Origin of the sequence: Fulvivirga imtechensis AK7 (assembly GCF_000331535.1) — a bacterium.
Lineage (GTDB): Bacteria > Bacteroidota > Bacteroidia > Cytophagales > Cyclobacteriaceae > Fulvivirga > Fulvivirga imtechensis.
Genome location: NZ_AMZN01000066.1, coordinates 47,563 through 65,655, shown reverse-complemented (window position 1 = coordinate 65,655; position 18,093 = coordinate 47,563). Strand labels below are relative to the sequence as shown.

The window sequence follows — 18,093 nt, the reverse complement described above, 5'->3', positions numbered from 1 at the left end:
GAAGATTGTTTGTTGTGGTTGAATGGTTAATCGTTATTCGTTATTCGTTAGTCGTTATTGGTTAATCGGATGTCCGAGGTATTGTAAATAGCTACTGATAAGTAATTTGCCGACTGCTTCTGTCTGTTTGTTGTTTGATGTTTGGTGTTTGGTTAATCGAAAGGCAGAAATCTTCTGAATAATTATTGGTTAAGCGATTTGCCTACTGATTCTGCCTGCTGCCGATTGCTATCACCAGGCTCCCGCTTCTTTGCGAATAGTTTTTTTACAATAAAATAGGCAGCTAAAAGTGGAATCTGTAGTGCTGCTCCTGCGGCAAACCCTATGTCGCTACTACTCTTTAGCATCGACTCCAGCTTATCGCCAAACGGGTTATCGTTCACCAGGTAAGTCCAGGTTGAACCGGGGCGTTGCAGGCCTTCTTTTCCCAGATCAACACCATCAGGTGTAATTGTCACGGTATTCATCCTATCGATTATTTCCCTGTCGATATCCGCTAACAATTTTTCAAACAGTTCGGTAAGCTGCTTCTGAAATTCGCGAAAAGGGTTAAGTCCACCAATCGCCACCAGGTGGATTCCGAGGCGAATTCGGTCTGCCTCTTCGAGGTAGTCTGCCCAATGCTTATCTATAATGGCAAGTGCCATTTGCTGTTCTGCCTTTTTCACAGTCTGCGCTCCATATTTTTGCATCAGAACTTTGTAATCTGCACTGTTTTCCCACAAACCAGTCCACTCCCCAAGCACGATGTCCTGCCTTTTTTCAAGAATGATGGAACGCTGCACTTCCACAAAGGAGGCATACTGCCACAGTGTTTTTTTGATGTCGAAATTCTTACCTTCAACAATGCGCTGTGTCCTGTTGACCTCTCTTCTGATAATGGAATTATTTATTTCAGGAGTGGTAGTAGCCTCTCTGAAACGCCTGGGGATCAGTTCATCAATTCCATGCTTTTTCAAGAGATTATCCTCTAAGCTGATAAAAAAGCGAGAGGCCCCAGGATCTCCCTGTCTTCCTGCCCTTCCCCTCAGTTGGTCATCAATTCTTCTGCTTTCAAACCGATTGGTGCCGATAACGTAAAGTCCACCCAGTTCTAATATTTCCTCCCTGCACTCTCCTTCCTCTCCCCCCAGCTTGATATCAGTGCCTCTGCCTGCCATATTGGTAGAGATAGTGACAGCTCCAAGTTTGCCTGCCCGGGCAATAATTTTTGCCTCCTCTTCATCATTCTTTGCATTCAAAACCTGCACATTGATGTCTCGGCTAATTAAAAGTCCGGCCAGATGTTCCGATTCTTCAATAGTTGCCGTACCTACAAGCACAGGTCTTCCTGTTTGATGTGCTTTTTCTATCTCTTCCGCAATTGCTTTATACTTAGATTGCCGGTCCGGAAAAATCAGATCTTCATAATCTACCCTCATGTTTGGGCGGTTGGGAGGAACAACAAAAACAGGCATATGATAGAATTCCGCGAATTCTTCTGCAGCGGCCCTGGCCGTACCAGTCATACCACTAAGCTTATCGTAGGTACGAAAAAAATGCTGGAGCGTTGTCTTTCCCAATATCTTCCCTTCGGGTTGAACCTCCAGGCCTTCCTTAGCCTCTATTGCCGCCTGTAGGCCGTGTGGCCATTTACGATTGTCCATTACCCTGCCGGTAAATTCATCGACCAACTCTATCTGGTCGTTTCGAACGATATAATCGGTATCGCGATGAAGAAGGTAGTGTGCCTGCAACGAAAGATTGACCTTGACAAGCAGTTCTTCATTTTCAGGTGCATAGAGGTTCTTACAATTTAGCAGTCGTTCTACTTCCGTAAGTCCCAGGTCAGTTAAGAATATGTTAAGCGCGTATTCGTCAGTTTGAAAATGAACTTGCTGCTGTAACTTGCACACTATTTTAGTTATCTCTTTAAAACTTATATGCAACTGATCCTGTTCCTCACCCGCAATAACCAAAGGTACCCGCGCCTCATCGATCAATAAGGAATCTACTTCATCTATAATGGCGAAATTTCTTTTCTCCTGAATTATTTCGTCTGTAGTAGTGGCCAGAAAATTTTTCAGGAAATCAAAACCACCCTCTTTAGCTGTCAGGTAAACTAGCTGGTTTTTATAGATCTCTTTGCGCTGTTGGTTATTCTGCTTTTCCTGAATACACCCTACTGTCAATCCAAGGAAATGATATAAAGGCTTCATCCACTCTGCATCACGCCTGGCCAGGTAATCATTAAACGTATGGATGTGGACATTATTTTTCAGAAGCGCGTTGAGATAGGCCGGCATGGTAGCCACCAGTGTTTTTCCTTCTCCTGTTGCCATTTCGATCACCTTTCCTTCATTTAAGGCAATTGCTGCTATAATCTGAACATTATATGGTCGCATTTTTAATATTCGGGCTGCGGCTTCACTGGCCAAAGCATATGCTTCTATAAGCTGCTCCTCAGGGGTTAAGTTGTTGATTTCCTCCTCCAATCGGGCACATCGTTTTCGCAATCCACTATCACTAAGTGGTTGCAGTGCAACCTCTCTCTTCCGAATGTGTTGCAACAATAATCTATATCTCGTAGTGTCGCTTTCGATATATCCGGAGGGGAGCAGCTTTTTCAGAAGGTGAGGCATTAACCTGAATTTAAAAGTTGTCCTAAATACCTATCAACTCTTAATCCAGGGAAAATTTTCGGCCAGAATGGCTTAATTTGAGTAGTTTTTATTAGGAAAGTGTGTCTTTTTGGCTGGCTTGGTGAGTGAATGGAGGTGAATGGATGAATGGTTAGTGGGGACACTAACCATGGGATTGGATTGGGATTGATGAATAAATGGTTGGGACAGTGGTTAGTGAGACACTAACCACGGTGGTTAAGGGACATCATATGTCCTGATGACCTTGAGCAGGTGAAACCAGTCCTGGCGATCGAAATCTACTTGCAGGGCTGTGACCGAAGATCGCACTCTCTCCGGATTCATAGTGCCTATGACGGGAACGATACCTGCGGGGTGTTTCAGGAGCCACGCCAGAAGTAAATTACCTACCTCCAGATTATATTTGGCTGCCATTTTCAGCACCTCATCATTCTTCAGCGCCAGTCCAATATTCTTTCGGCCACCCACGGGTGACCAGGCCATTGGGTTAATGCCGCGTTCCATCATGTAATCCAACGAACCATCAAACATAGCCTCGCTCCTGAAAATGGAAAGCTCTACCTGATTGGTAATGACGGGCTCATCAGAATACTTTGAAAGCAAAGAGAACTGGCTGGTTGTAAAGTTTGAAACACCAAAATTAAGCACTTTCCCATCTTCCTTGAGCTTGCTGAAAGCTGATGCCACCTCTTCAGGATTCATCAGAGGATCAGGACGGTGGATTAAAAGGAGGTCCAGATAATCGGTTTTGAGGTTCTTTAAGGATCGCTCCGCGGAAGCAATGATATGGGCCTCTGAAGTGTCATAATGCTTCACACGGTGGTCCGGCCGTTGCTCATTTACTAACCTGATGCCGCATTTTGATATAAGTCTGATGCCATCTCTTTGGTCTGAATTGGTCGCCAGCCAGTTTCCAAAGGCTTCCTCACAGGTATACCCTCCGTAAATATCAGCATGATCGAAGCTGGTGATGCCTACCTCTAAAGCGGCATTGATCAGCGTCTCAAGCTCACGCTTTGATAGTTCATGAATATGCCACTTGCCTAATACGATAGGAGTAAGCTTCAAAGGGGATCCCGAAATGGATTTTAACATCATCAGTTTCTTAGTTCTCAGTTCTCAGTTTTCAGTTTTCAGTTTTCAGTTTTCAGTTTCACTTTACTCAAGCCTACAGACAAAAAACTAAAATTTTAGCAGCAGCCTCCGCCATCGTAAAAGAAAGTAGAGTCGGAGATAAAAATATCATTTCTACCCAAAGATGCCAACGCTCCGGCTGTTTTATCACATACGGACAGTGGTTGATTTTTCATCAGCACATGCCCTTTATGATCGTCAAAGTATTCCTCATTGCCATAGAAAATGGCTGTTTTACCGGTAAAGACGCAAGGACCATCTTCCGGCATGGGATCTTTAATGGCGCAAACTTCTACGCTTTCGATGTAAATATTTTCTTTCGTATCGTAATGCCTGGGGTCGAGGATGCGATAAGGCCGTTTGGCTCTGATCTCCACGGTGCCGAAACCAATATCTGTGATCATTTTAACGTATTCTTTTAAAGGCAGAGCTCCGCTCAGGCACAGTGCTCTCAAACGTTCATCATTTCTAAGATTTTCAGGCATTGTTTGGTTGCAAACAGGATCGGAGAGTAGGAGCCGGCCATGGGGCCTTAGCACCCTGTACATTTCTGCCAGCGCCTTTTGCAGGTCTTCCTTGATGAAAATGTTGAAAAGACAGTTTTGCGCAGCTACATCTATTGACGCATCTTCCACAGGCAGGTCAAGTGCATCACCTTTCCTTAAATCAACAAATGAAGATTCGAACCATGGATTAAGTCTTTCTGCCTCTTTAAAATTTTGACGGCTGGCCTCCAGCATTTCATCCACAACATCCAAACCAATCACCCCTCCACTTCTACGGCTGAAATAGGCAAACTGCAGCAATTCCATGCCACCACCGACCCCAACATAAAGTATGGACGGGTTATTCACTAAATCTCTGGGATGCACAGTGCTGCCACACCCATAATTCATTTCAAGCATCCGTTTGGGGATGTTTAACTCCGGAAGTTGCCAAACAGGGGTAGTAGTACAGCACAACCCCACGTCCGGATTTTCTGCAGCCTTGCGGTATATATCTTTAGTGGTTTCTAAATAGGCGCTCATAGTCTCTTGATCAGCTCAACATATAATTCGGTCAGTTTTGCTTCAGCCTTTCCGGCCACGGCTATAATATCTTCAATGCTTACCGGATGCAGGTTATCCGGATCGCAATCATCAGTGAGCACAGATATGGCGCAACAAGGTAAGTTCATGTGGTTAGCAACAATTACTTCCGGCACTGTCGACATTCCTACTACATCAGCGCCAATCCTCCTAAGAAAGCGGTACTCCGCTCTTGTTTCAAGATTTGGTCCTGTCACAGCTACATAAACGCCTTTTCGCAGGTTAATTTGCTTTTCAGCAGCAATTTCTTCCAGCAGTCTGTTCATAGCCGTATCATAGGGTTGGCTCATATCCGGAAAGCGCGGCCCCAGTTCATCAAGATTAGGCCCCACCAGCGGGTTGCTATTTTGCAGGCTAATGTGGTCATCAAGCAACATCAGATCACCTTTCTGCCAATCAGTATTCATACTCCCCCCTGCGTTAGAGATCAGCAACTGCTTAATTCCCAGCATTTTCATTACCCTTACGGGAAATGTGACCTGTTGCATATTATATCCTTCATAGTAATGGAATCGCCCCTGCATAGCAATGATTTGCTTACCATATATCTTGCCGTAAACCAACTTTCCGCTGTGAAATTCAACAGTAGCTATGGGGAAGTTGGGTATATCGGCATATGCGAGTTCCTTTTCTATTTCAATTTGCGAGATGAAGTTAGTGCCGAGACCTGTTCCCAGGATCACTCCGATTTCAGGATTGACAAAACCTTTGCTTTGGAGAAACGTGGTAGTTTCCCTGATCTGATCCATGTTCATTATTGAAGACAACGTATGTTAATGTAAATATAATCAAGCTACCGTACCCTGACAGCTCGATCCTGCACCCGCAGTACAGCCATAGCAATGCTGACTGATAACAATATTACGATTTTCCAATTTCTTTAGATCAAAATCCCGTATATGTTGTCCGGCTGTTTTTTCTACCTTCAGTCCCAGCATCTGGTTGAAATCACAATCATACATATAACCATCATAATCAACGGATATCGTATTTCTGCACATTACTCCCTTAACGGCAGCAGGATTAAAGGATGCCACCAGCTTCTCCATATATTCTTCATAATTCTCCGTTCTTATCAGAAATTCAAGAAACCGGCTGATAGGAAGGTTGGTGATAGTAAACAGGCTATTGAATTCAATACCGTAATGCCCTTTAAGTTCTTTTTTAAAATCTCTTTCCAGTTCAGCCTGATTGCCTGGCAGAAATGCTCCCCCCGGGTTATACACCAAATCTAAAGTTAAGTCCGTACCCGGCATGCCATAGCCGATCTTGTTGAGCATGTTCAAGGCCTCAATAGACTTCGCAAACACACCTTCTCCGCGCTGGCGGTCTGTTTTATCAGGCTGATAAAAAGGTAGGGAGGAAACTACTCTCACATTATTTTTCCTGAAAAACTGTGGCAGGTCATAGTATTTCGGATTGGCCAGTATTATGGTTAGATTTGATCTTACTATTATCTCCTGAACTCCTATTTTATTGGCTTCCTCCACAAACCACCTGAAGTCCGGGTTCATTTCCGGTGCCCCACCGGTCAGATCGAGGGTAAGGATATTTGAATTCTTCATAATATCCAGGCAAAGCTGCATCGTTTCCCTTGTCATGATCTCTTTGCGATCGGGACCGGCATCCACATGGCAATGCTTGCATACCTGATTACACATGTAGCCTACATTGACCTGAAATATTTCAATCTCTGCCGGTTTCAAAGGAAATTCATTGAGCGGCTCAATTTTCTTTCTGAAAGTGGGCAGCCTTCCCTCTCCGAAAATACCATTAGACAATATTTTCAGTTGGGTAGTGGTGTCTGAAAGATTGTGATGCTGTGCTTTTAATGATTTGATCATTCAGAGAGCGTTCTAAATCTACATTGAAAGTTTTTTTACTTTGTTCATCATCTGAACACCATGGACCAGTGATGCCCCCCCACGAATGGCGGTGGTCACATGAACAGCCTCCATCATTTGTTGTTCTGTAGCCCCTTTTTCTAACGAGTCGGAAGTATATGCGTCTATGCAATATGGACACTGAATGGCGTGTGATACTGCAAGGGCAATCAAAGATTTCTCTCTTGCAGTAAGGGCTCCCTCTTTAAAGACATCACCATAATAATCGAAAAATTTTTTCGCCAGCTCGGGCTGAAATTCAGCCACATCTCCAAATTTTTTCAGGTCTGCCGGGTCGTAGTAAGTCTTTTGCATAACAGTATATGTTTGTAATAAGTCGGATGTTAATGTACAAATATAAACGGACAGAACATGGGCATGTTTAAGTTTTACGAGCTATTTAAATGTGGTATGTCAGGGGAATGACAGATAAGAAACCCCATAGCAGAAAATTGGAACAGTGCTGCAAGGCACATTAAGGCTTTATTTTTTATCCCTTTGCTACTTTTATGACCTCAGGAAAAAATTAATTTTTTTCCAAAAAAGGCGTTGCAAATTAAATTCCCTTACTTAAATTTGCAGTCCACTTGGAAAGGTAACTGACCAAGAAACACAAAAGCGAGAATAGCTCAGCTGGTAGAGCGCAACCTTGCCAAGGTTGAGGTCGCGGGTTCGAACCCCGTTTCTCGCTCAAGATTCTCAAACGGAGAACGAAAAAAATCGCCTGCATTAAGCAGGCTTTATTTTTAGATGCCTTTTTGACTACATAGTAGTCCAGGCCCGGGTGGTGGAATTGGTAGACACGCAGGACTTAAAATCCTGTGGCCATTGCGGCCGTGCGGGTTCAAGTCCCGCCCCGGGTACTTAAAACCTCTGAGAGATCAGAGGTTTTTTGTTTTACAAGGCTTAAAATTGGTCGCTGCTCAAGCAGTGGCTTTCTCCTTCTCTTTCCTCTTCGTCAGCTTCTCTATAAGATCAGGCACCTTTTCAAAAATACCGGCTATAGATTTGCTTTGATGCGTGTTTATAAATGATATTTCATTTTCTTTAGTAACAAGGAAGCCAATGGGGTCAATACCTATACCACCACCGGCTCCTCCACCTTCTCCTTTACCTGTTTTTGTTGAATCTCCGTGACCTCCTCCACTGCCAAAACCTATACCAACTTTCACCACAGGTACGCAAGTGAACTCACCCAACTTAAAGGGTTCCCCGATTACTGTTTCTGTTTTTACCTCTTTCTGAATAAAGTCAGTGAGGCGCTCTAATAAAGTTTCAAAATTCATCTCCATGGTTTTTATTTTTTAGTTAAGAATCGTATAAATGTCCAAATCAGCTTGTTGAGCTGAGCTTTAACCTCCATGTGAAGGTAATATTGTCCGCATAGGTTAGTAGTAATGCTGACCGGGCCTCGGTTAACCAGCATAAGCACCGGCACCAGTTGCGCGTTAAGCACCACATTATTCACATCTACCGTGCAGGTAAAGCGTTTCAGGGTTATGTTACGAAATATTCCCCTGATCATATACTTCCACGCTGCTGCAGATCTTTTGAACTTCGACTTTTTCTTTTTTGGAGGGATACTTTTCTCCGGCTCTGTCTTTTCGCTTTCGCTTCGTTTGTATGGCACCAAAAAACCAAACACCCGCACACTCCACCATGGTGTCTCTCCAGGGTGCAGCAACATCCGTATAGTTCCCGCCTGACTTAACTCATATTGGTCAATGGCAGTGTCTATCCTAACATAAACCGGCACGAATACGACCCACAGCAGTAGGCCAAGGATCAGTATCAATAGTATGTAGATGACCACCATCAATTTTGAGCTTCTTTTATTGGTAAAGCTACCAGTCAACGCCTTAAGGCTTCAATGATGATAGTCTATTGGGATAATGATTGATGTCAGGATGTGAGGCCTTTTTCTCCGGAGCGCACTATTCTTTGTCGATGTAAAAATTCGCGATTAACCCCTCAGCGTGGCTCCACAACCTGGCAGACCCCTTCTCCATCACGCATACTTTGCTGATCACTTTTTCACGAGGCACATTATACTCGGCCCAGGTACCTCCCTGGTTGGAATCGTTTTGCAGCACTGGTTCGAGCCTGTCAAGGGAATGAGCAAATTTAGCTTCTTTGGTTTCCCCTCTTCGAACTCTTCCCAGATCGCTATCAACTCTTCGGCCTGTTCTTTGGGTAACATGCCAAATATTCTTCTGGCAGCCTCACGCTCTGCTTCTTCGTTGCCAGCATCTCTCTTGGCGTCATACAGGAAAGTATCTCCGGCATCTATTTCCACAATGTCATGGATCAGTACCATTTTCAAAACCCTCAGCAGGTCGATCTTCTCATTGGAATGCTCAACCAGCACAAGGGCCATTACCGCCAGATGCCAGCTATGTTCGGCATCATTTTCATTGCGGTCACTATTGAACAGCCTTGTTTTGCGCTGAATGTACTTGAGCTTATCGATCTCTTTAATGAAGGCCAGTTGTTTTGAGAGGTTTTCCAGAGACATGATTTTTTAATTTCCTAAAATTTAAATTGCTATTCTGTTTTAAACGGTGCTGTTTTCGCTAAGTTTTGCAAACTACAGGATGTCACAGTTACATAGTGCTTGTAAGAAAACTCTAAGCGGCTTTAGGAAAACGTTCCCGCCAAAGATCGGGATGAATTCCCAAAAAAGCGATAGTTCCGTACAGTTGTTACAGTTGTCGGGAAGAGCATTTTTGAGGCAAGCGCAACGCAGGCGTTTTCTTAGAGACACTATATAGCCAATATTTTATCAGCGGCAGATCAGCATTCCCTACAATAAAATACTACCTGATTTCTCATAAGCGGTGATCTCATTTCTCAGCCACTCAGGAATTTGAAAGGTACTTCTTTCTTTCATGTCGAACATTACCTGAGTGCTTCTGCCCTGGGCATGAAGAATAGTTTCACCCTGTTTTTCAGAACAGATGAGGTATTCCAGTTCAAAACTTTTAGCTCCGAAGCGCAAAGTGCGCACCCATACGGCTGGGTTGTGGTCAGTGAGCTTAAGCTCTCTTTTATAGTCGCAGGTAATGCTTGCGATCAGGAACATATTTTTATGCCAGTCCCACGTGGAGCTGGCGGCAGACATATATTTTCCCCTGCCTAGTTCAAAATATTGTATGTAGATCGAGTTGTTAACATGTGCCAAAGGATCGAGGTCCATCCAGCGTACCTGAAGCTCCTGCCTAAAAGTGAATGAGTTGAAGATATCCATGCCGGCAAAGATACGGTTTAAGTTGGAAGGCGGAAGACGGAAGATCAACTCTTCGATCCGTGGCGCCCGCATGAGTTCTGGCTTTGCTTCTGTTCAGGAAGATCCTGAATATTTTCTCCGTTCCTCTCCGAAATTTTCAGGATGACGTGGTAATTGGGGCAAGCAATATTTTGGGGAGATGGTGTAAATGTTATTGATAAACAGTGGTTTCCTTGAAAAATTAGATGATAGTGTAAAGCAGATCAATCTTTTGAATATTCCAGGTCCCCAACTTTTTTCGCTTAATTCGTAAATTATAGTTTTAAATCCGAATTTTCTCACCTGTTCCCTTTCTCAATCTCATATCTCACGTCTCAAATCTCATATCTCAAAACATAAAAAAACAAAAGACGGGAAACTTACCTTAAAACTAAGATAAACTTCCCGTCTCATTTAACATATCCCGTAGAACATATCAAATGTCAGGCTACTGTTATTGTGACTTCACCATCCAACCTGAGTTTTCAGGATCTGACTGAATATGTCCTGCTTCATCCTTCCATTCATTTTCGTAAAAATGAATAAATTTCAAGAAGCCAGAAAGCATAAGCAGCCTGGTTTTTACACCAGTCTTTTATCACTTACCTGATGATGTAAAGTTGCAACATAAAAGAAGATTTTACGATGACGAAAGCCATCAGATCAGGAGACTTTCATCATTGAAAACAGAGGATGACTCAGCGACCTTGAACGTTATAATGCCTCCTGCAAAAATTTAGCTAATGAACCGAAGAATCACCATAGTAGCCATCGTATTGCTGTTATTGATCATTTTGTTTAGTATCCTTAATACACTTGGTTAGACTGCAAAGGCACGAGTGATCAAAATCACCCCAAGGTATGACGTACCTCCTTAGAAATCATACAAAAACCTGCGTACTTAGCCACACTGAACCTTTTACTACCGAGCCATGGACCTAACAAAATATATATTCACCGTAGTTATAGCTGGCTGCCTCAGCTATTCACTGCCTGCCCAGAACCAGAACGGAGACTCTGCCGCATTAAAACAATTGGTCCAAAATAGCCAGGAAGAAATAGAAGCGTTGTCGTTGTACCCTGACAATATCAGAGAGGCTATTCTGGAAAGCACATTACATCCGGAGCTGCTGGTAAAAATTGGGGCTATTCAAAATAAAACCAGTCAATCTTTTAAAGAACTGATCCAGTATCTTCCTGAGACAGACCAAAAAAAATATTGGGAGCTTACCAAATATAATGGCCTGATCAAAAAGCTTGTGGAAGGCGGGCAAAAAACCAGGAGCCAGGTCCAGGGTATACTTAAAGATTACCCCAATGAAGTGCATGAAGCTGCGCTCGATTTTGGAGTAGCCCGTCTGCGTACTTTGGAGAAGATACATGCCCTCACTCTTGAAGCTGATGAAGCAGTAGAGGTGATGCTAAAGCCATATCAGAAAAAGACTCAGGATGCCATTCATTTATTGATAAAATATCCGGAAGTGATCTACATGCTCACGGAAAATCTGAAGTTAGCCATATTGGTAGGTGACCTGTACGCTAAAAACCCGGATTTAGTAAGGCAAAAATTGGATGCCATTCAGGCAGATGTATCACGCAGATATGCTGAGGAGATCAACGAATGGCAGGAAGGCCTGAAAGATAACCCACGTGCACTGCAAGAATTTGAACAGGCTTCAGCAGCGTTTTCTCAAGATAACGGGTATATAGAATATGACCCTATGTACCCTAATGCCGTTGCCCCGAAAAAAGGCACGAAAAAGGAAAAGGGAGCTGATGATGAACGGGTAGATGTGTACTATCACTATTACTACCATTATCCTTACTGGTTTGGATATCCCGCCTGGTATCCTTCATTTTACTGGTACTGGTATCCTTATTGGTATCATTGGGGCTATTATTACGGTGACCAACGCGCTATTATGGTGGTGGGGCTTCCTTCTTACTATTTTGTCAGATGGTATTTTGGTATACCATACCATCACTACTTGTATCCTCACTTTTCGGATTATGTGATCCGGTACTACAACAAGCGAGGACCCGGGCCAAGCAGGAGCGGCTTATCCGCTGCTGTGGGCGAGTGGGAAAATGAAAGCCGCAGTGAGGTCACCCGCCAACTGATCAGTGACGACAGCAGAAGACTGGAAAAATTGAAGGAATATGGTCAGTTTGAACGCAACTACCGGAAAGTTAATGAGAGCAATCGCACCGTAACCCGGGACACCTACCTGGAACAAAATAGTAAGCGCTACCCTAACCTTACAGGAGAAACCCGTAATACAATCTACTACCGTGAAACACCGCCTGAAAAAACGATCAGACAAAGCACGCCTCCGAGTGAAACCTACAAGCTCAACAGGGCCCGCGACCTCCACCAAAGAACCTGGGAGCGATCAGAGTACAATCACAGGTCAAAAACGCCAAGCAGCCAGCCCGCCAGCAGGACAGGAGCGTCAACAAAACCCAAAACAAGAACCGGAACAGGAACCTCCAGAGAGAGAGGAAATTAAGCTAGACGCAGCGTGCTACGCAATGGACAGCAATGGCTGGCGCTACATCTACCGCAAGTATCTGTAGTACCTGGTTTTTGTAGTAATTCCTACCGGACCCTGCCAGATACCACCTGTCAGACCGATGTCTTCTACTTCTATGATTATAGTATTATCTTCTCCACGCCTGATCAGCTCTGGCGGAATGTCATATGCACGAAGTTCATTATACGAACGGCTCCGGCCTAATCTCAGGTTATCACGAGTAGCGCCTATTAATGCTCCATTAAAATAGGTTTTGTCAAAATCATCCACTTTACCCATGATCAGTACCAGCTCATTTCTATCAATATTATCGGGCAACCGGAAAGTTTTTTTGTAGGTGGCCCAGCCATCGTAGCGGTCATAACCCTGCGCTTCCCATGGTATAGGCACCATGATCTCATTCCACGATCTGCTGTCATTGATCCGTCCTATTTTGAATTGCCATAACCCCTGAAGGTCGAATAGTAAAGCCGCATTGGCCTCAGAGCGGTAGATCCCAGGTCTGCCGCTGACGATACCTCCCTCATTTACTACATCAAATACGCGTATTGCTATGGTGTTTTGACCGTTGAAATTAATATATTCAACCGGCAAGTGGTATAGCCGCTTTGCAGAATAGGCGGTTTTGAATTTAGGAGGCATAAATCCTGAGAAACCTATCATTTTGCCATTCACATACACTTGGTCAGCATCATCGATGTAGCCCAGATCGAGGTAAAGCGTCTGATTTCTCGGAAGACTCTGTCCATTAAAAGTGGTTCTGTACCAGGCGAAGCCATCATAGCCGTGAAAACCCTGGTCTTCCCATATACCCGGAACATTAATAGACTCCCATTTTGAATCATTAAAACCGGCAGTTGACCAGTCATGGTTGTCACCAATGGAAAATTTCCACTTACCCTCCAGATTAACTAATCGCTCCTGGGCATAGGTTGAAATGCATATTATACTTATAAAAAAGGTAAACAGGTATTTCAATTTCTTTTCATTAAACACATAAAGTTAAGGGGTTCCTCATTCATTTCAGAATAAGTCACCCCAAAACCACCCTTATGAAAACTTTATTTCTTCATGGCTACCGCCTGATCTGCAGGTAAATAATTATCCCAGTAGTTGACCCACATTGTGTTTTTGGTAAGTGAAATCGCATACTTTACTGATTGTTCGGTATCAACTACTTCCAACCAATATTTACCCGGCTTAAGTTCCCTAATGTCGTAGAACTTAATGAAGCCATCTTTGAATCTATTGCTCTTTACATTTTCCGTAAAAAGCACCCCTTTTTCATCGTAAAATTTTACTTCTACGTTTTTCTGACCCGGATTAACATAAAGCAACTTCAATAAACCATTTTTACCAGAAGGCAATATTTTTACGGCTACATCAGTTTTCTTCGGATCTGTTGCCATTGATGCTGTGCTGATACCGGCTACCAATAAAAGCACGGCTAAAATCTTTACTTGTAGTTTCATTGTTTTAACTGTTTTTGACCTGTTGTTTGAATCTACTACAAATAACGGCCTGACAGCAGGGCAAGATGTCATGGAAAAGTAAACTGTTGTAAAAGAATGTCACAGGTTGTAAGGGAGTCGGAAGTCGGAAGTCCGAAGATCGAAGTCGGGAGCCGGAATGCCGCTCTGTTCTTCGGACATCTCCTCAGATCGGGGAGACCTTATGAATACTTTCGGTGCTTTTTATTTCCATCTTCAATACAAATTCATCAACGTCATGGCGCCTGTCCCAGGTTGTCTCGGGAAGGTATCGAAGCCATCCCCAAATTCAAAGTAGGTGATAGGCAATAGCAGTAGGCAATTTAGCCACTAGTGTTGAGTTTTAAGTGAAAGACGAACCTCCATCCAAAACACGTGAACCAATCTCTTCTCGGTAGGAGACACAGAGGTGGGTCAGGCTGTTTAAAGACAGGGGCCTTCGAACTTATCAATATATCAATTTATACCCAGCACCATGCACTGTCATAATGATTTTGGGGGAGTTAGGATTTGACTCTATTTTTTGTCTGAGCCTGACTATGAAATTGTCCACAGTGCGTGTGGTAGGTTTTTCTTCGTAGCCCCATACATCTTCCAGCAGGTCATAGCGGCTCACAAGTTCATTTTTGTGGCTGTAAAGGTAATGCAACACTTCAAACTCCTTATGCGACATTTTCACATATTCTTCACCTTCTTTTGCAGTGTAGTTGTTAAAGTCTACCGTGACCTTCCCTATACTGATTGATTCTCCATGGTTAGAGCCAGTGGCCTGACTTCTGCGAAGAATAGCTTTAATACGAGCCATCAGTTCCCTTACACTGAAGGGTTTGGTAACATAATCGTCTGCGCCAAATTCCAGCCCCAGTACCTTATCAATTTCTTCTCCTTTTGCAGTGAGCAGGATGATGGGTGTTTGCAGCCCTTGCTTTCTCACTTTCTTACACACATCAAAGCCAGAGAGCTTTGGCAGCATTACATCAAGCAAGACAAGGTCATAGTTAGCAGACTGTATCTTGACCAGGCCTTCCTCACCGTCTCCGGCCCAATCTACCTGATACCCCTCGAATTCGAGATTATCCTTTAGCCCCAGGCGCATGGCCGGCTCGTCTTCTATGATTAAAATTGTGGACATCCTATTTTTTCTTTTTCGGAAAATAAATGGTAAAGGTTGTGCCTTTATTCACTTCACTTTTCACCTCTATCTTTCCGTTATGAGCTTCTACAATCTGTTTAACAAGAGATAATCCCAATCCTGTGCCTCTGGCTTTCGCCAAATCCCCCGAAGGCACACGGTAAAATTTATCGAAGATATACTTCTGGTCTTTCCTTTGAATTCCAATCCCCTGATCCTTTACGGATACAAAGGCCATGGAGTCAGCATTACCTGTCACGATCTCAATGACCTTTTTATCCGGGCTGTATTTTATGGCATTGTCCAGGATATTGATGATCACTTCCTGCAGCGCTTCCTTATCAGCCCATATGGCCTCATTGCTCTGTGGCATGAAGGAGTATTCAAATCCTTTGCTGATTAAATGATATTCGTATGTGCTGAGTACTTCCTCCACGGCAGCATTCAAGGCAATTTCCTGAAAGATAAAGTTGTTTTTCTTGGCTTCAAGCTGAGAAAAATTCAGTATTTTATTGACTATCCCTGCTAATCGGTTGGTCTCCTTGTGGATAATGCTTATGTATTCCTGCTCCTTTTCCTTTGATTTCACACGGTCCATTTCGAGTGTTTCAGCAAACATACTGATAAGCGCCAGTGGTGTGCGTATCTCGTGCGACACGTTCGATACGAAATCAGCTTTATTTTGAGCCAGTTGTATCTCTCTTTTTACGTTTCTATAGGCCAGCCAGACACCCAGCAGCAGCACTACATCCAGTACCAGGATCAATCCCAGATTAAGATACGTCCTTTCTTTTACAATGCTATCAATAGACTGCCCCTTAAGGTTGATCCCCAGGTAATGATCGGGTAGTATCCAAAAGTCCTTAGTTACAGCTCTTGAGAGGTAGCTTTTGTCATTAACAGTATCTACGGTAGAATATACGGGTTGTTCCTGCCCCTTTTCAAAAGCTGATATGATAAATTTATCCCTGGCAATGGTTTGCAGTTTAGCGCTAAGAGTTTCCGTAATAAATAATGATGGTGTAAGGCCGATAACACAGACAATCCTGTCTTTTACCGGCTCGTTAAGAATAAATGCTACCGCCACTTGTCCAGTGGCATGCCCCGGTAAATCCAGGGGCTCCACTTTTTGAAATCCGCTCTGCTTATACCTCACCAGCCTGTTGATCTTTTCGAGGTTCCTTAAGATCATTGAAGCCATCGTATCAAAGGCCTTTACTCCACGAAGAGAATCTGTCATGGAAAACGCTATAGGAGGCACGCCATTCGTTGTGTCGGCCAGAAAAATGTAACTGATACCCGGGTTGAACTGTAGCAGTTCATATATCTTTTCCGGAATGGTATCGTTCGTGTCATATTCCTTAAGCCCTGCTTCTATTTTGGATATCCACCTACTGGTTACATCATCAGAATACTGATTTACAGAATAAAGAATAGCATCCAACTGATTCTGATATATCTGATTGATCACCTCTTCATTTTTATTAAGTGATGAGATCTCATAAGCAGAATAAAAAACTGCAGGTAGCAAAAATACCAGCAATAGAATAAGGCCTGTTTTTCTGATGGAATTCACTAGGATAGCTTACGGAAAGGAAGGGGCTGAAGTTATAAAGGCGGTTTCAAAAGTCGCCTTCCAAAGACTAACTTTTGAAACCTTAGTCGATTAGTTCAGGAGAGGGTTCCAGATCTTCATCTTCCAGCCATGGTTTAGTCATCCTATCCACCTGCTGGAAAAGCGTAAAAGCTTCCTGAAAACCTTTAAAGTGTACCCTTCCTGTTTTTCGAAACTTTGTCTGAAATTCTAAAAACAACGAAGTCATATCTTCTTTATATTATCCAATTCTACAAACGATCTGGGATATAAAAAAGTTGCCATGCGCCTACTTTTTATTTTTCTTCCGGATTGATGCAGAATGTTAACGAGCTGAGTGCGTGGTGTGTAAATGACTCAGGTATCTATGCGGATTTTCTTAGATCTTGCGGGGTTAGGCTACCTTCTTTCATCTTAGCTGCCAGTTCCTTCGCATGCTTCTTATTTTTAGAATACAAGATGTGTTCAGGCACGCCCTTTAAATCCCAGACAAGGCCCATCCAGCTCAGCGCTTTGAGGCCGTAGTATGTGAAATCTATTTCCCACCAGAAGAAGCCATTTCGGGCTGCTACTTCATAATAGTGGTGATTGTTGTGCCATCCTTCTCCAAGAGTTAGCAGAGCCAGCCATAAGCTGTTTTTCGATTCATCACCAGACTCATAGCGCTGCTTGCCGAACTTGTGCATAATAGAATTAATGGAAAATGTGCCGTGGTAAAGAATCACTGTACTCAGGAAAAATCCAATGAAAAGGGTAGAAAAACCATGATGTGTAAACATCAATAAAGGACTTCCTCCATTGACCCAACCGCCCACAGCCATAACAGTAAGCGCCAACACTAGCGGTGGTACCATATAATTTTTATTCAGCCACACCAACTCCGGATATTTGGCATAGTCACCAATAGTTTTATAGTCTGTTTCTTTATAGTCCGGGCCAACAATCCAGCCGATATGCGAATACCAGAAGCCATAAAGCTTCATAGAATGTGGATCTTCCGGCTGGTCGCTATGCCTGTGGTGATGCCTGTGGTGTGCAGCCCACCATAGCGCTCCCTTTTGAGCTGAGGTTTGTGCCATAAAGGCGATGATAAACTGAAACCAACGTGATGTCTTATACGATTTATGAGAAAAATAACGGTGGTAGCCACCGGTTATCCAAAACATTCTACCAAAATACAGAACCGCGCAAACGATCCAGTCAAACAATGTTGCCCCTGTCCAAATGGCCGCCAAAGGCAGGAGGTGTACCACTGCAAAAGCAATCTCCTGCTTCAGAATGGGCTTATTTCTTTTTTCTAATACTACTTCTGACATACCGATGTCATTAAA

At 43.4% G+C, this 18,093-nt stretch carries 16 protein-coding genes, 2 tRNA genes and 1 pseudogene; 3 read left to right on the top strand and 16 right to left on the bottom strand.

Annotation, left to right across the window (positions count from 1 at the left end; all coding sequences use genetic code 11):
* Positions 1-182 precede the first annotated feature (182 nt).
* The 6 genes from secA2 to C900_RS18835 form a co-directional block, all read right to left on the bottom strand.
* A complete protein-coding gene (gene secA2, locus C900_RS18860) occupies positions 183-2,621 on the bottom strand; it encodes an accessory Sec system translocase SecA2 (protein WP_009581763.1) in 2,439 nt (812 codons plus the stop codon).
* 237 nt (positions 2,622-2,858) lie between these two features.
* Positions 2,859-3,740: an aldo/keto reductase gene (locus tag C900_RS18855; RefSeq protein ID WP_009581762.1), complete on the bottom strand. Its 882-nt coding sequence runs from the start codon at positions 3,738-3,740 to the stop codon at positions 2,859-2,861.
* A gap of 92 nt (positions 3,741-3,832) precedes the next feature.
* Complete coding sequence (gene arsM, locus C900_RS18850; protein ID WP_009581761.1) at positions 3,833-4,804, bottom strand: arsenosugar biosynthesis arsenite methyltransferase ArsM; 972 nt, start codon at positions 4,802-4,804, stop codon at positions 3,833-3,835.
* Entirely contained in the window at positions 4,801-5,613 is an 813-nt protein-coding gene (locus C900_RS18845) for a purine-nucleoside phosphorylase (RefSeq protein ID WP_009581760.1), read from the bottom strand. Before C900_RS18845 ends, arsM begins: the two co-directional genes overlap by 4 nt.
* 39 nt (positions 5,614-5,652) lie before the next feature.
* Entirely contained in the window at positions 5,653-6,708 is a 1,056-nt protein-coding gene (gene arsS / locus C900_RS18840; protein ID WP_009581759.1) for an arsenosugar biosynthesis radical SAM (seleno)protein ArsS, read from the bottom strand.
* Between the two features lie 18 nt (positions 6,709-6,726).
* Positions 6,727-7,062, bottom strand: a complete 336-nt coding sequence (locus C900_RS18835) for an arsenosugar biosynthesis-associated peroxidase-like protein (protein ID WP_009581758.1) — start codon at positions 7,060-7,062, stop codon at positions 6,727-6,729.
* 303 nt (positions 7,063-7,365) lie between these two features.
* Between C900_RS18835 and C900_RS18830 the strand changes: the two genes are divergently transcribed.
* Together C900_RS18830 and C900_RS18825 are read left to right on the top strand one after the other, a co-directional pair.
* A tRNA-Gly gene (locus C900_RS18830) sits at positions 7,366-7,438 on the top strand.
* Between the two features lie 87 nt (positions 7,439-7,525).
* Positions 7,526-7,610: transfer RNA gene (locus C900_RS18825), tRNA-Leu, on the top strand.
* A 60-nt stretch (positions 7,611-7,670) separates the two neighbouring features.
* On the opposite strand, the gene C900_RS18820 is transcribed toward C900_RS18825, so the two are convergent.
* From C900_RS18820 to C900_RS18805, 4 genes and pseudogenes are all read right to left on the bottom strand, one after another.
* Positions 7,671-8,033, bottom strand: coding sequence for a GerW family sporulation protein (locus tag C900_RS18820; RefSeq protein WP_009581757.1), 363 nt, complete (start codon positions 8,031-8,033; stop codon positions 7,671-7,673).
* Positions 8,034-8,044: 11 nt separating this feature from the next.
* Positions 8,045-8,563, bottom strand: a complete 519-nt coding sequence (locus C900_RS18815) for a hypothetical protein (RefSeq protein ID WP_040497098.1) — start codon at positions 8,561-8,563, stop codon at positions 8,045-8,047.
* A gap of 118 nt (positions 8,564-8,681) precedes the next feature.
* Positions 8,682-9,262: pseudogene (locus tag C900_RS18810) on the bottom strand (HD domain-containing protein).
* Between the two features lie 288 nt (positions 9,263-9,550).
* Entirely contained in the window at positions 9,551-9,994 is a 444-nt protein-coding gene (locus tag C900_RS18805) for an acyl-CoA thioesterase (protein ID WP_009581754.1), read from the bottom strand.
* Positions 9,995-10,944: 950 nt separating this feature from the next.
* On the opposite strand from C900_RS18805, the gene C900_RS18800 reads away from it, so the two are divergent.
* On the top strand, positions 10,945-12,522 hold the full coding sequence (locus tag C900_RS18800) for a hypothetical protein (protein WP_009581751.1): 1,578 nt from the start codon (positions 10,945-10,947) through the stop codon (positions 12,520-12,522).
* Between the two features lie 48 nt (positions 12,523-12,570).
* Here the strand turns inward: C900_RS18800 and C900_RS18795 are convergent, their stop codons facing one another.
* The 6 genes from C900_RS18795 to C900_RS18775 form a co-directional block, all read right to left on the bottom strand.
* Positions 12,571-13,524, bottom strand: coding sequence for a beta galactosidase jelly roll domain-containing protein (locus C900_RS18795; protein ID WP_157494077.1), 954 nt, complete (start codon positions 13,522-13,524; stop codon positions 12,571-12,573).
* 83 nt (positions 13,525-13,607) lie between these two features.
* Positions 13,608-14,018: a hypothetical protein gene (locus tag C900_RS18790; RefSeq protein ID WP_040497097.1), complete on the bottom strand. Its 411-nt coding sequence runs from the start codon at positions 14,016-14,018 to the stop codon at positions 13,608-13,610.
* A 466-nt stretch (positions 14,019-14,484) separates the two neighbouring features.
* On the bottom strand, positions 14,485-15,168 hold the full coding sequence (locus C900_RS18785) for a response regulator transcription factor (protein ID WP_009581747.1): 684 nt from the start codon (positions 15,166-15,168) through the stop codon (positions 14,485-14,487).
* A gap of 1 nt (position 15,169) precedes the next feature.
* Positions 15,170-16,744 (bottom strand): sensor histidine kinase, encoded by a 1,575-nt coding sequence (locus C900_RS28685; RefSeq protein WP_009581746.1) that lies wholly within the window; start codon positions 16,742-16,744, stop codon positions 15,170-15,172.
* An 82-nt stretch (positions 16,745-16,826) separates the two neighbouring features.
* The gene (locus C900_RS30005; RefSeq protein ID WP_009581745.1) at positions 16,827-16,991 is read right to left on the bottom strand and encodes a hypothetical protein; all 165 of its coding nucleotides are present in this window, start codon (positions 16,989-16,991) and stop codon (positions 16,827-16,829) included.
* 136 nt (positions 16,992-17,127) lie between these two features.
* On the bottom strand, positions 17,128-18,078 hold the full coding sequence (locus tag C900_RS18775) for an acyl-CoA desaturase (RefSeq protein ID WP_009581744.1): 951 nt from the start codon (positions 18,076-18,078) through the stop codon (positions 17,128-17,130).
* Between the last annotated feature and the right edge of the window lie 15 nt (positions 18,079-18,093).